At 32.6% G+C, this 14,805-nt stretch carries 11 protein-coding genes and 1 tRNA gene; 4 read left to right on the forward strand and 8 right to left on the reverse strand.

The window, feature by feature from the left end:
• Nucleotides 1-4: 4 nt before the first annotated feature.
• From GB234_RS04235 to GB234_RS04250, 4 genes are all read right to left on the reverse strand, one after another.
• Nucleotides 5-3,220 carry a SusC/RagA family TonB-linked outer membrane protein gene (locus tag GB234_RS04235; protein ID WP_151893269.1) on the reverse strand — a complete coding sequence of 1,072 codons (3,216 nt, stop codon included), beginning with the start codon at nt 3,218-3,220 and terminating at the stop codon, nt 5-7.
• Nucleotides 3,221-3,318: 98 nt separating this feature from the next.
• The gene (locus GB234_RS04240) at nt 3,319-3,999 is read right to left on the reverse strand and encodes a TIGR04282 family arsenosugar biosynthesis glycosyltransferase (protein ID WP_151893270.1); all 681 of its coding nucleotides are present in this window, start codon (nt 3,997-3,999) and stop codon (nt 3,319-3,321) included.
• Between the two features lie 47 nt (nt 4,000-4,046).
• Complete coding sequence (gene arsS / locus GB234_RS04245) at nt 4,047-5,114, reverse strand: arsenosugar biosynthesis radical SAM (seleno)protein ArsS (RefSeq protein ID WP_151893271.1); 1,068 nt, start codon at nt 5,112-5,114, stop codon at nt 4,047-4,049.
• A 128-nt stretch (nt 5,115-5,242) separates the two neighbouring features.
• On the reverse strand, nt 5,243-5,581 hold the full coding sequence (locus GB234_RS04250; protein ID WP_151893272.1) for an arsenosugar biosynthesis-associated peroxidase-like protein: 339 nt from the start codon (nt 5,579-5,581) through the stop codon (nt 5,243-5,245).
• A 223-nt stretch (nt 5,582-5,804) separates the two neighbouring features.
• On the opposite strand from GB234_RS04250, the gene GB234_RS04255 reads away from it, so the two are divergent.
• Nucleotides 5,805-6,812 carry a hypothetical protein gene (locus GB234_RS04255; RefSeq protein WP_235906048.1) on the forward strand — a complete coding sequence of 336 codons (1,008 nt, stop codon included), beginning with the start codon at nt 5,805-5,807 and terminating at the stop codon, nt 6,810-6,812.
• 37 nt (nt 6,813-6,849) lie between these two features.
• Here the strand turns inward: GB234_RS04255 and GB234_RS04260 are convergent, their stop codons facing one another.
• The 4 genes from GB234_RS04260 to GB234_RS04275 all read right to left on the reverse strand — a co-directional run bounded on the left by GB234_RS04260 (nt 6,850) and on the right by GB234_RS04275 (nt 11,272).
• Nucleotides 6,850-7,605 (reverse strand): DUF481 domain-containing protein, encoded by a 756-nt coding sequence (locus tag GB234_RS04260; RefSeq protein ID WP_151893273.1) that lies wholly within the window; start codon nt 7,603-7,605, stop codon nt 6,850-6,852.
• A gap of 84 nt (nt 7,606-7,689) precedes the next feature.
• Nucleotides 7,690-9,714 carry a PAS domain S-box protein gene (locus GB234_RS04265; protein WP_151893274.1) on the reverse strand — a complete coding sequence of 675 codons (2,025 nt, stop codon included), beginning with the start codon at nt 9,712-9,714 and terminating at the stop codon, nt 7,690-7,692.
• Between the two features lie 839 nt (nt 9,715-10,553).
• On the reverse strand, nt 10,554-11,129 hold the full coding sequence (locus GB234_RS04270) for a hypothetical protein (RefSeq protein ID WP_151893275.1): 576 nt from the start codon (nt 11,127-11,129) through the stop codon (nt 10,554-10,556).
• Between the two features lie 70 nt (nt 11,130-11,199).
• Nucleotides 11,200-11,272: transfer RNA gene (locus GB234_RS04275), tRNA-Phe, on the reverse strand.
• Between the two features lie 182 nt (nt 11,273-11,454).
• On the opposite strand from GB234_RS04275, the gene GB234_RS04280 reads away from it, so the two are divergent.
• From GB234_RS04280 to GB234_RS04290, 3 genes are read left to right on the forward strand one after another with little or no spacing between them, the layout of a single operon-like run.
• Entirely contained in the window at nt 11,455-12,183 is a 729-nt protein-coding gene (locus tag GB234_RS04280) for a type III pantothenate kinase (RefSeq protein WP_151893276.1), read from the forward strand.
• Nucleotides 12,183-13,427, forward strand: a complete 1,245-nt coding sequence (gene bamG / locus GB234_RS04285; RefSeq protein WP_151893277.1) for a BamG family beta-barrel-assembly machinery protein — start codon at nt 12,183-12,185, stop codon at nt 13,425-13,427. The genes GB234_RS04280 and bamG overlap by 1 nt, the downstream gene beginning before the upstream one ends.
• Nucleotides 13,428-13,446: 19 nt before the next feature.
• Entirely contained in the window at nt 13,447-14,805 is a 1,359-nt protein-coding gene (locus GB234_RS04290; protein WP_151893278.1) for a hypothetical protein, read from the forward strand.

The raw sequence follows: 14,805 nt of genomic DNA on the forward strand, positions 1-14,805 counted from the left end.
TTAATTAAAAATTAATCCCAGCTTTAAATCCAAAACTTCTGCTAGTAGCATAACTTAAATCCTCAACACCACTTACAAATCCATTACCTTGAACAGCTAATTGCTCTGGGTCAAAGTGTGGGTTTTCTGTTATTGCATACAAATTGCGACCAATAAGGCTAAGTGAGATTTCGGCACCATCTTCAAGGCCTAGAAACCCATCCCTAGTGTCAAATGTGTACCCAATTGAAAATTGACGTAATTTTAAATAACTAGCATCGTACACGTTATTTTCTTCATGGTTACGATCGTAGAATTGACGGTAATAACTTTCTGCAGAGATGGCAACTGGATTTTGAATATACTCAGGATTTTCTTCTGTACCTTCATTATAAACGCCATCTGCAATAATTCCTTCTATAGGTCTGGAGCTAGTTTCTGCAAGTTGACCTCCTACGTTTCCTAACGCTCGTGTTCTTGAAACAATCTCGCCTCCTTGACGCCAATCTAAAAGAAAACCAAGGTTCCAGTTTTTATAATTAAATTGATTGTTCCAGCCTAGCATAAAATCTGGGTTATAGTTTCCTAACAATTGTAGCTCGTTATCTGCAATATAGTTACCATCCTTAGTGAGAATAAAGTCTCCATCTTCATTCTTTAAATAACCGGTTCCGTAAATATCACCTACTTGTCCACCTTCTTCAACTTGAAACCATACTGTTTGATTAGCACTATCATAAATGCGACTATATGCAAGTGTTAAGCGACCATCTGTTTGAGGTAAATCTTCAACAATTGATTTGTTTTGACTAAAGTTAAAAGTAGAGACCCAACGAAATACATCACTTTTAATGGGTGTTATTCCTGCAACTACTTCTATTCCAGTTGTACGCACATTTCCTCCATTTACAACCTGTTGATTGTAGCCTGATGATGCTGCAATAGGCAATGAAATAATTTGATCTTCTGTGAGTGCGTTATAATATGTAAAATCAAAATTTAATCTGCTTTGAAAAAGTCTAATATCAAACCCTGCTTCGTAGTTTGTTACTTTTTCAGGTCTTAAATTTGAATTAGGTATAAAATTTTGATTGCTAAATGTAGGTTGTCCTAAAAAAGGTGTTTGGGAAACAAAAGCTCCACTTGTTTGATATGCACCTGTATCATTACCTACTTGGGCATAACTCGCTCTAAATTTTGCAAAACTAAAAGCATTAGGTAAATCTGCAACTTCGCTTAATATAAAACTTGTACTAACTGAAGGATAAAAGAATGAGGTGTTATCTACAGAAAATGGTGTGGCTAATGCGCTTGACCAATCATTACGTCCAGTAATATCTAAATAAATAAACTCTTTAAAACCTATTTTAGCTAATCCATAAAATGAATTAATTCTCTTTTGAGATTCAAATTGAAATACTTCAATAGGGGATGCGGCATTATTCAAATTAAAAATTCCTGGTTGAGCTAGGTTAACTGTTTGTGATTGTTTAGTAGCTGCTTTTTGATCTAATCTATTTCCTCCTAAAGAGATATCAAAAGAAAAATCACCTGCGTTTTTCTCATAGTTTAAAAGAAAATCTGTGTTAATTTCTCTAAAAAACACATCATGTTCTGCATAACCACCATTTGCAAATCGATTGCTACTAAAAGCTCTTCTTAACTCTCTTTTTTCTGAAGAGTAATCCATTCCAGTTCTTAATGAAGCAGAAAGCTCTGGGGTAATTTGATGTGTTAAAGATATATTTCCAAAAACGCGATCACGGTTGAAACTGTTTCGGTTTTCTTGAAGTATAAAATATGGGTTGTCAAAAAAGGTATAGTTAAATGAATACTGTTGTATACCTTCAAGACCAGGTTGCCAATAGTTACGTAAGTTGTCAATGTTTAAAGATCGAGGTCCCCAAGCTACTAATGAGTAATTTACATTTTCACTTCCGTAACCGTTTGATGGGCGGTTATCACTTTGAGAATTTACATAGTTTATTGATGTGTTTATCTCTGTTTTTTCGGAAGGTTCAAAATGTAACTTTGCCGCTACTGTTTGTCTATCTAAATTTACACCAGGAATAATAGATTCGCTTCTTAAATCTGTAAAAGATAGTCGGTAATTACCATTTCCGAAGCCATCAGCAACACTTGCATTATTAATTGTTGTATAACCGGTACGGTAAAAATCTTTTAAATTGTCTGGATTACTCACAAATGGAGTTCCTTCAATTTGCAATCCACTATATAACGATGTGTCTCCACCTCTTACAATAGTACCATCTGCAAGTGTTACTGGACTGTCATACTGTGGTATTAATAGTCCAATATCTAATTGTGGACCCCAAGAATAGGTTATATTATCATTAGTACCTCCGCCAAGACCATCAACATATTCAAACTCTCCAGAATTTCCTTGCCCATATTGATTTTGAAATTCTGGTAATCTAAACGCATTTTCAACAAAAATTGAGCTGTTAATGCTAATCCCTAAGCCCTTTTTATTTGATCCATTTTTAGTTTCTATAACAATAACACCATTTGATGCTCGTGTTCCATAAAGTGCCGCTGCACTGGCACCTTTTAAAACTGTTACACTCTCAATATCATCTGGGTTAACTTCCATTGCTCCGTTTCCAAAATCAATTTCTTGAAATCCTGCAGCAGCCTCATTAGTAAAATTAAAAACAGTTTCATTATTAATAGGAGTACCATCTACAACAAAAAGGGGATTGTTATTACTAAAAGAAGCTTCTCCTCTAATGGTTATTTTTGAAGATGATCCTACACCAGTGGCTCCTTGAGAAATAGTTACCCCAGCAAGTTTACCAGAGAGGTTGTCTAAAAAATTTACAGCTTTTACCTCATTTACCTCATCTGTTTTGATTGTTTGTAGCGCATACCCAAGTTCACGTTCTTCACGTTTAATTCCTAGTGCAGTAACCACAACCTCATCAAGACCTTCTATTAAAGGTGTGAGTTTTACATATATGGAAATCTCATTTGTGTATATAAATTGAACAGATTCAAACCCTACAGAAGAAAACTCTAAAATACTTCCTTCTGGAGGGGCTACTAAAGAAAAGTCCCCGTAAATATCTGTAGTTGTTCCGTTAGTAGTTCCTACAACAACAATATTTGCAAATGCTATAGGCTCTTCGTTTGCAATGTTTTTAATGCTTCCGTTAATACTGGTTTGTGCATACCCTATAGCTGTAAAACATAGCAATAAGGCAATGTAAAATTGCTTCATTAATGAATGGTTTTAAAATTAAAGAAAAGAAATTAACCACTTACAAAGATTCCGTTAGTTTAGTTTACTTCGGAAATAATAAGGGTTTAAAAATTTAGTTATAAAATAATATAAGGAGAACCTTTATTAAAGTAATTTTCCTGCTGAAATGCGGAAATGAAAATAAGTATGTTTGAAATTTTTAAAATTTCAGAAGAAAAAATAGTTATGACAATCTTTAAAATTTTTGCAGAAAAGTTTTTAAAGCCATCAAGTAGTTTTTTGACGTTTGAAATAGTGTCAATATCCTGCAGGGTTTTTAAAAAAAGCACCTCAATTTTTTTAACCGAAAGGAGGCGAGATAAACTTGCTGTTAATCCCGAAGTTTGCCAGGGTAATTGTAAAAATTTTGCTTTGTTAAATTGAGATTTATTAAGCCCTAATAAATAATACCCTCCGTCTTTTGAAGGTCCAAGAACAATTTTGTTTTCTTCAAGATTTTTTGCAGCAGTTAAAAGTTGATTGCTGTTTAAATGTGGGGTGTCATTTCCTATTGTGATTACGTTATCAAAGCCTTTTGCGTAAACTTGTTCAATTGCATTTGTATAACGTTCACCAAAGGTTGCGCCTGTTTGTTGTGATTCGGAAATTACAAAATGTGGAAGTCCTGTTTTTTCAACTTTTTTAATTACTTGTTTGTTAAGCGCATCAAAAAGCACAGCCGCTTTAGGGAATATTTTTATTTCTCCTTCACGTTTAGCCGAATTGGCAAAAATTAATATGGCTGTTTTTTGAATCAATTAATTAAAAAAAAATATCAATGTTTTAAAGTTTTAAATTCAATTTGTTATTCTGTAACAGTACCTTGACAACTGCTCCCAGCACCAGCTGTGCAGCCATAGCAATGTTGTGAAATTACTATATTCCTGTCATTTAATAAATCTTCGTTGTAATCTTTTAAGTGTTTAACTTTACTTGCAACAGGTAGTTTTAACATTTGATTAAAGTCGCAATCAAATAAATAACCATCCCAACTTATTGAAATTGTGTTTGTACACATTACATTTTCGACAGCTGCGGGGTTATATGCCTCAACTAATTGATACATATAATCTTCATAGTTTTCACTAGCGATGAGATAGTCAAGAAAACGTGCGATAGGTAAATTTGTGATTGCAAAGAGATTGTGGAATTGAATTCCAAAATCTTCCATTAATGCGTGCTTAAATTCTTTCTCCATACTAGCTTGGTCACCAGGCAAATATGCGCCATTAGGATTATAAACTAAATCTAACCTTAATCCACTATCTGGCATACCATAACCAATAGCGTTTAATTGTTGTAATGCAGTGATGGACATGTCAAATACGCCTTCACCGCGTTGTTTATCTGTCTTTCCTTTTGTCCAGTGTGGCATGGAGCTCACTACATGTACATTGTGTTTTTTGAAGAATTCAGGAAGGTCATGATATTTTTTGTTTGCTCTAATAATTGTAAGATTACTACGAACGATAAAATCTTTTATTCCTGCTTTGCTTGCTTCTTCTACGAAACGGCGAAAATGTGGGTTCATTTCTGGTGCCCCACCTGTTAAATCAAGCGTATGCGCTCCTGTATTCTTAATTACCTCTAATGCTAACTCCATGGTCTCCCATGTCATAATTTCTTTACGGTCAGGACCTGCATCAACATGACAATGCTCACAAACCTGGTTGCACATGTAGCCTACGTTGATTTGAAGAATTTCCAACTTTTTGGGGCGAAGTGGAAGTTTATTTATTTCTTTTATTTTTTTTGCAAAGGTGGGAAGTTCCCCATTTGCAAAAATCCCATTGCTTAAAATTTCGACTTGACGTTTTGCGTTTGCAAGTTCAGCATCTCGTTTTTGAAGGGATTGTTGTTTTAGTTTTGCCAAATTAAGGGGTTTAAGATTTACGATTGATTATTTAGATCGTAGTATTATTTTTATTCTTAGAATTATTTTAGACTGCGCACGTAACTAGAAATATATTTCTTATTTCTAATAGAAAGTAACAAGTGTCTTTACATTTCTAGCTTATTAACCTTGTTCATCATCATAGTTCCATGCACGAGTGTTGCACCACTTTTAATTGCTGCACCTACATGTATAGCCTCCATCATTTGTTCTTTTGTTACTCCTCTTTGTAGAGTGTCTTTTGTATAGGCATCAATACAATAGGGGCATTGCTCTGTATGTGCTACTGCTAATGCTATTAATGCTTTTTCTCTTGCAGTTAAAGCGCCTTCTTCAAACACTTTACCATAGTAATCGAAAAACTTAGTCCCTAGTTCTTCACTCCATTCGGTGATTTCACCGAATTTTCTCAAATCTGCTGGGTCGTAATAATTGTTTGATGCCATAATATAGATATATGAAATTTACGAGTTTTACCCCGTTTTGGTTTTAAAGTCGTAAATATAACAAAGTAGTCTTGGGATATTCAAAAACCTTTCACCAAATTGATTTGTAAAGCTATGTTTTAAACTACATTATTTTTATATGATTTTTCGTAAAGCTTTGTTAAATTGAGGGGTATTAGACCGCTCCTACTGCTATTCTCGTATTTTTACAAAAAAAATATTGATGGAAAAAAGTACACTATTTTGTTGTTTGATGATCTTTTCATTTTTTTTAATTGGTAATCAAAGTGCACTAGCACAAACACCGCAAGTGCCTTCTTCTTTTAAAGAATATTACCCTATTGCTCAACGATCGTATTTGTCAGGAGGTTTTGGGAATAACGAATATGAACAAATTCTTTTAGATACAAAACCATCAGTATATTATAGTTTTTATAATGATATACGCGAGGCTATAACTGCAGATGAGCGTACACCGGGTTATGCTGTTTATTTAAGTTTTCAACCTCAGTTTAGAATCTATAATGAAGAGTCTAGACCTGTTAAAACACCCTCTTATAAAATTCTTGCAGGATGGCAGCCTATAATTGTTACTAGTGATAATAATTTTTTAACATTAGGAATTGAATCTGGCCATTACTCTAATGGACAATCAAACAGCGCATTTAGTGACGAGTTTGAAGATGGAAGTCCCGAAGGACAAGCTGTTTATACTACAATAACAGATGATACTGATTTGTCTGAAATTTTAAATAGAAAAACAGGCAACTTTTCTACAAACTTGACAAGACTTTCTTTTAATTATCGTCAAAATAAATTTACAGATGAGGTAATCCCTAAACGTATTCATTCTTACACCTTAACGTATCAATTATATCATGACAAATTTTTTGGGGTGATAGATTTTGGAGGTTATAATCCTGAAGATATTGATATTTATGGTCGTCATCGTATAGAAGCACAATATGAATTTACCTTCTATTGGAAGGGAATGCGTATTGCTGCAGGACAAGATATATTTTTACAATTAGGAGCACACCCATCTGTAACCCCTTTTCGTTCTCAATCTAGAATGATTGTGCATCCTTGGAATACAGATTTAGGGTTTTTTGGACAGTTTGACTTTGGTTTTGATGATTATAATTATCGTTTTGTTGATAGTTACCCAAGGATGTCCTTTGGTATTTCTTGGGATTGGTTTACACCATTTTTATTAGAATCAAGAAAATAGATGTAGTCACATTTCCGCGGAAATGTACTTCATGATATTAATCAAATGAATAGTTAATACCCGTCGTAAAATCGTATTGAGAATTGGGAATTCCAACAGCAGGTTGTGCATCATAAATAAACGTATATGCTAATTTTAACCCGAAGTTTTTAAACATTGATACAACAAGTGCGCTTTGACTAGAAATACGATAATCTGAAATTTCTTTTAATAAAGGTTGATAATAGGTAGTGCTAACGATAGAAACATTATTTGTAGGATATAAGCTAAAAGATAGGTAAGTACTCCCTCTAAAGTCTTTTTGAAGTGGAGTTGCTCCATCATCAACCTCTTCATATTCGAGCATTGCTAATGTGCCAATGTATACGCGATAATTATCTGCTTTTGAAACTTTAAAGCGAGGTCCCGTTCCTAAAAGTCCTCTAAATTTTATTTTGTTTATCTTGTTGTATTGCGCTTGCCCAAAAGCCTCCCAAGCTAATCTGGGTTTCAATTTGTAATTATATCTTAAATGCTGAATTCCGCTATTTTCAAAATCATCTCCTTCTATTTTCTGAAATGCAATGTCATTTTTAAATAGTACTAGATGGTTGTTCATTTTGTACTGAACATGGATGTTGTTTGAAAGTGTTATAAAATCGTTTGTATTTCTTTTTAATGCGAAGTTTAAACTTGCAGCTCCAGAAAATCCTGAGGTGTCAGTAACTTTGCGAAGCGATTCTGCATTTAAAATTTGCCCACTTGAGGCAAATGAAATGAAAATAAATAAAATTAATAAATGTAATCTGTACATGCTATTCTTTAATTGTGGTTACAAAAATAGAAAAAGCGTGAAGTTTAGTTAAATCTTATTAGTTCAATTTGTAAATAAGTGGGCTTATGAGTTTTTCAAAAAAACTTTAAATGTGGTTCCTACATTTACTTCGCTTTCAACCTCAACATGACCCCCCATTGCTTCAATTTGATTTCTAGTAATAAACAAGCCTATGCCGCGTGAGTCTTTATGAGAATGAAAAGTTTTATGTAGCCCAAAAAGCTTTTCTTTATTTTTCTTTAAATCAATCCCTAATCCATTGTCTTTAAAAATTAAAACAGTGTAATCATCTTTTTTTTCTGCAGATACTTCAACAAAACTATCCCTTTCTTTAGAAGCATATTTTATTCCGTTAGTTAAAAAATTTACTGTAATGCTATCAACATAAGCAGCTAATCCAAATACTTGCATGTCATCGCTAATGTTATTTTTGATAATTACTTGGTTATTTCTTGCTAGAGATAATAGGCTGTTAATATTGTAATCAACAACCGTTTTTAAATTAATAACTATATAATCTTGACTTGATTCTAAATTAGTTTGAACAATATCTGTTAAGTGTTTAATGGTATTTGTTAAATTGTCTGAAGCTCCTTTAAGATATTGAATATTTTCGTTATTATAAATATTAGGAGATTCATCTTTAAGTAAGTCTAATAACATAGATATACCGCCAGAATGAGATCTTAAATTATGAGTTACAATATCAGCGAAATTCCTTAGTCGATTTACTTGATTGTCAGATATTTTTAAAAGTGAAAGGATGTATCTTTCAGCTTTTTTAATTTCAGAAATGTTTATTCCTATCCCAAGAAATCCAGTAATTTCATTATTTTTTTTAATTGGAGATACAGTCATCAATACTGGGTATGTGCTTTTGTCTTTACGAACATGCGTCCAGCTTTTTGTATCTGTTGTGTTTAGTTTAACATTAGAGGTTAGTGTTTTAAAATCTTCAATTTTCTCATTAGAAGGTTTAAAAAACTGTTCTTTTAATTCTTCAATTTCTTCTTCTTGATGAAAAATCACGGGAGTATGTTTGCCAACGACTTCTTCGGCTTTATATCCAAGGTTAATCTCGGCGCCTTTATTAAATCGTGTAATAATTCCAGAGATATCTGTTGTTACAATAGTCACATGTGTACTTGCATCAAATACTGCCTGATTTTCGGCTAACGTTTTTTCTAGTTTTTCCTTAGAAAGTTTAGATTTGGTTACGTCTTGAAATGAGCCAATTAATTTAGGGTTTTCAGGATCTTCTGTCCATTTTATGCCTGTAGTACGTACCCACTTAATATTGTTTTTTGCTGTAATTAGTCTGCAGGTAATATCAAAATTTTCTCCTGTAGAAAGTACATTACGTAATGTTTTGTCAATTAAATTACGGTCATCCTCATGATAAAATTTAATAGCTTTTTCAAAGTTGTGTTCGTAATCTAGAGGTAATTCGTGTATTGCATACACCTCATCTGTCCAGTGTGTTTTATTTGTATTTAAATCGAGTTCCCAAGCTCCAATATTATTAAACTTTTGACTTTCATTAAATATTTTAGTGGTTTTGGATAATTCATTATTTAACCTATTTACCTCAATTGTTTTTTTTCTCAACTCAAGTACTTGCATTACTTGATTTCGTAGAAGTTTTAAGGACTCAATTTGATCTTCATTTAATTGTTTAGGCTTGTCGTCAATGACGCAAAGAGTTCCTAGAGAGTACCCTTTTTTACTTATTAAAGGTACCCCTGCGTAAAAGATAACGTTGGGTTCGCCAGTGACAAGTGGGTTGTTTTTAAAGCGATTATCTTCTCTTGAGTCTTCTATTATAAAAATATCTTTAGGGCTTTCGATTGCATGAGAGCAAAAGGCAAATTCTCTTGGTGTTTCTCTTGTGTCAAGACCTTCATGAGACAAAAACCACTGCTTATCTTCTGTAATAAGACTAATAAGAGAAATTTTTGTATTACAAATTTGGGAAGCCATTTTTGTCAAAAAATCATAATCAGATTGTTCTATTTGATTTAATATATCATATGACTTAAGATCATCTAATCTTTTAGCTTCATTGCTTTGGTTTAAATTTTTATTCATGAGGAGGAGGATTAAGCAGCATCATATGTAAAGCAAAAATGTTATGCCGTATAATCCCAATAAAATCACATGTTATTTTGCAGACCTTAGAGGAATTTACAGCAATTTAGAACTATTTTTTGGTTAAATCTCTTAATTAAATAACAAGTTGTAATGCCTATTAATTTAATAGAGTGCTTATTTTTTAATTATATAACCTATTGATTGTGATAATTGTAAGACTTAAGGGTTATAGTTTTTAAATATCTCAATCTTATAGTTGTTAAGTTGAAATTCTCTTAAATAGGAAAATTAGGTGTTTTTCAAAAAAAAATATTACTCTGGATTTTTTTAATTGCGAAAAAAATAAATTTACTGGTGAGATAACCCAATAGGATTCTTTAAATTAACTAGCAAGCTTTGACATGACAAGTTTTTGAATAAAGATTGATTATGTGTTATGCTAACTACTTTAATATTTCCTGTAGGATATAGGCTAAATAACATATATGTGCTCCATTTAAAATTCCTTTTTAGGGAGTTGAGCCATCATATGCATTTTCATATTTAAGTATTTTTTAGAGCATGATGTCTTTTTAAATAATACCAACTTTAATTTTTTCACTGAATGTGAATTTTATTTGAAAGAGTTATAAAGTTTTTATACTTTAATTAAGGGAAAAATTTAAATTTTCTGGGCCTAAATAACTTGGGGTCTCGATTACTTTACGAAGGGATTCTGAGTTTAAGATTTGAGCGGATAATGTGGTTTATGTAAATAAAAATAATTGTAACCTCATAAATAACAATTTAATAGAAGCTTATAAATTTCAGAAATAATAATTAGCACTTTAATTATATTACTCACAATTGTTATTGTAGAAATGAACCATTTTTTTAATGGTAATATCTTCGATTTCTTTGTTTTTTATCTTGGACACCAATAAAGGACAATCTCTAAAAAACTTCATGGATTTTTTCCTATTAATACCCATTCTTGCAAAACCATCAAGTTTTAATTTTTTTAGTTCCGTTTCATTAGGTCGAACATAATAGTATATCGTGTCTCCAGAGTGTTGTGCGTTTGGAATTCCTGAGGGTCCATAAATTATGTATTTTGAATATAGTGTTAAGTTACCAACAAGTTCTAATTTTAAATATTGATATTTACCACTCTTTTTAAAATAAATGCTTTTAAAAGTGTTTCTTTTTCCATTTTTATAGAAAACAACTTTATCTATTTTGTCATTTTTAAATTTCTTAGGTTCGCCCTCAGGATTTTCAAAAATTGTAGTTCTGTTAGAGTTCATTTTTACATCTCCAATGAGTACAGTACCGTCTTTTAAATAAAGTCTATCATCATTAACATCCATTTGAGCGACCATATTGAATGCAGTAAATAATATTATTGAGATTGTTAGTTTTAAATTTAACATGATTAAGGATAATTTGAGGTGGAATGTATAGTAAACAAAAAACCCACAATCGTGAGAAAGTGGGTTTTTGTGGTACCTCCAGGAATCGAACCAGGGACACATGGATTTTCAGTCCATTGCTCTACCAACTGAGCTAAGGTACCTTTTATTGGTCGGCAAATATAAAGGTATTTTGAATACTGCAAAATATAATTTTAAATAATTTCAAAAAAAAAGATTTATTGCTTTCTAAGTGGCACACCGCCAAGCTAAAACGTCAAACAATAAATAACAAAAGATACAATCCTTGAAATAGAGTTGTATTTTTGTCGTCTTTACCTCGTGTATGTATTTAATAATTGATGTTGGGAATACTTTAAATAAGATCGCTGTCTTTGATAGAGGCGCATTAGTGCATAAAAAAGTTTCGGTAAAAACAGCTTTTTTAGAAGCCATTAATCAGGTTTCAAAAGCATACCCTATGATGGATAATTGTATAATTTCTTCAGTGGGTAAACTTTCTGAAGCAAGTTTTTCAATGTTAGATTCTTTATTTAAGGTTAAAGTGTTAACTCACGAAAGTAAAATTCCGTTTAAAAATTTATATGAAACCCCTACAACATTAGGAGTAGATAGAATAGCACTCGTAGCTGCTGCTGCAGTACAATTTCCGAAGAAAAATGTATTAGTCATCGATGCGGGAAGTGCAATAACATATGATTTTTTGACTGATAAAAATAATTATATAGGAGGAGCAATAGCACCTGGGATTGCAATGCGATACAAAGCTTTACATAACTTTACAGAAAACTTGCCATTATTAAAAAAAATTGATAGCTACGAGTTGATAGGTACTACTACAGATAAAGCTATACATAGCGGCGTACTTGAAGGGGTTTTGCTTGAAATAGACGGAGTTATTAATGCATACAAAAAAGAATATCCTAATTTAACGATAATTTTAACTGGTGGAGACACTGATTTTTTGCGAGATAGATTAAAAAATGACATCTTTGCGAACTCAAATTTTCTGTTAGAGGGATTAAACCACATTTTAGAACATAATATAGATTGATGTTGAAGCGAATTATTATTGGAGTTTTTTTACTCATTACCAGTATTACCTGGGCACAAGAGGGGACTTCCTCACCTTATTCTTTCTACGGGATAGGAACTTTAAAGTTTAAAGGAACAGCAGAAAATAGAATGATGGGGGGTATTAGCGTTTTTGGCGATAGTATCCATGTCAATCTTCAAAACCCAGCTGCACTTGCAGATTTAGAACTTGTAAATTTTACAGTTGGCGGAAGCCATAAGTATGTAACGCAAAAAACAGATTTGGAAAGTCAAAAGCAATCAACCACATCGCTAGATTATTTAGCAATGGGAATACCAATGGGAAAATTGGTTGCTAGTTTTGGATTAATACCATACACATCTGTAGGATATGATATTGAAAGTGTTTCAGGAGATGTTACTACACGTTATACTGGTGAGGGAGGCTTAAATAAGGCGTTTTTAACATTTGCTTATAGGGTTACTCCAAACTTCAGTTTAGGTGTTGACACTAACTATAACTTCGGAAATATCCAAAACACAGCTTTTAGTGTGCAAGATGGCTTAGAGCTAGCTTCAAGAGAAAATAATAGGTCAGATTTATTAGGTTTCAGCTTTAATTTAGCAGCGAGATATAAAACAATGGTAACTGAAGATCTTGAGCTTACAACATCTTTTATTTATACACCCGAAACAAACTTTGAGTCTGAAAACACCAGACAACGTTCAACATTATTTGTGGTGCCTTCCACTGGAACAACAATTGTTAGAGAAGAAATTGAGGTGGCTGTAGAAAATACAGATTTTACCTTTCCTTCACAGTGGACATTGGGAGCTGGAATAGGGAAGCCTAAACATTGGGCAATAGGAGCAGAATATACAGATCAAAAGACCAGTAATTTTACAAACAGAACCTTTGAACTTGAAAATGTTTCATTTACTGATGCATCAAAGTTTAGAGTTGGTGGATATTTTATACCTAATTATAATTCTCTTGGTAATTACTATAAGAGAGTGGTTTATAGGGCTGGTATAAGGTTTGAAGAAACTGGGATAAACCTTAATGGGCAAGACATAAACGAGTTTGGCATATCTTTTGGAGTTGGATTACCTGTAGGGAGATTATTCTCAAATGTAAACCTTGGTTTTGAAATAGGTAGGCGCGGTACCACAGACTTCGGGTTGATTCAAGAAAACTTCTTTAATACTTTCTTAAGTTTTTCATTAAACGATAGATGGTTTGACAAACGATATTTAGATTAACACAATAAACACTACCACGATGAAAAATAAATCAATTTTAATGACAATGCTCTTTGGACTAGCTCTTGTTGGGACTTCTATTGCACAAAATGACTGTGCAGTTACGGTTTCACTATTTACGGAGCCTGCAAAAGCAAAAAACTATCAAGCAGCTTATAAAACATATGATAAAGTAGTGGCAGAGTGTCCACAGTCAACAATGGCTATTTATCAATATGGTGAAAAAATGTTTGTTGACTTTATTGAAAAAGGAGATAAGGCAAAAATTACTGAACTTGAAAAGAATATGAAATTGCGTATGCAGTATTATCCTTCTAAAACTAAAGAAGGAGATGTGTTGGCAGATTTAGCACAAGTTCGTTATGATAACCAAATAGGAACTAAAATGGAGCAATTTAATGCTTTTGATAATGCCTATAAAAAAGATGCAGAGAACTTTAAAAGTGCAAAATCTTTATATACATACTTTTCATTAGCAAAAGATTTGTTTGAGGATGGACAAAAAGATTTGCAAGATGTTTTTAACTTGTATGATGTTGTTCAAGAGAAGTTAGATGTTGAAGAAGGTAAAATGGCGAAAACTTTAACAGAGTATATTGATAAAGAAGATGCTGGTGAAACTTTGTCATCAAAAGATAAAAAAAGAATGCAAGCCTATGAAAAAAACTTAACCATTTTTGGTAAAGTAAGAGGTTCTGTTGATACTAAGCTTGGTAATGTAGCTGATTGTCCTAACTTAGTTCCATTATATAGTAAAGATTTTGAAGCTAAGAAAAATGATATTAGTTGGGTGAAAAATGCAGCAGGAAGATTAAGTGGAAAGGATTGTACGAGTGACCCATTGTTTATTAAACTAGTGGAGCAACTAGATAAGTTAGAACCTTCTGCAAATTCTAAGATGTTCTTAGGTCAATTAGAAGCTAAAAAGGGTAATGATGCTAGAGCATTACAGTATTATGAGCAATCATTAGAAATGCAAACAGATCCGAATGCAAAATATAGCATTTATTACAAATTAGCAGAAGCACAACGTAAAGCTGGAAGCTATGGTGCTGCAAGAGGTTTCTACAATAAGATGCTTGAAATCAAACCTAATAAAGGTGTTGCTTATCTAAAAATAGCAGATATGATTGCTAGAAGTTCAAACAGTTGTGGTGGAACACCATTTGAAAAAAGAGCTGTAAACTGGAAAGCAGCAGAATATGCTGACAGAGCTGCAAGGATTGATCCTTCTATTGCTGGTAATGCAAGAGCAGCAGCAGGAAGTTACAGAGCTAGAGCGCCTCAAAAAGCAGATATTTTTACAGCGGGTATGGCTGGAAAGACAATATCTTTAAGATGCTGGGTTGGTGGAAGCGTAAGAGTCCCTAATCTATAA

It is taken from the genome of Patiriisocius marinistellae (assembly GCF_009014635.1).
In the GTDB taxonomy this organism is placed as follows: Bacteria; Bacteroidota; Bacteroidia; order Flavobacteriales; family Flavobacteriaceae; genus Patiriisocius; species Patiriisocius marinistellae.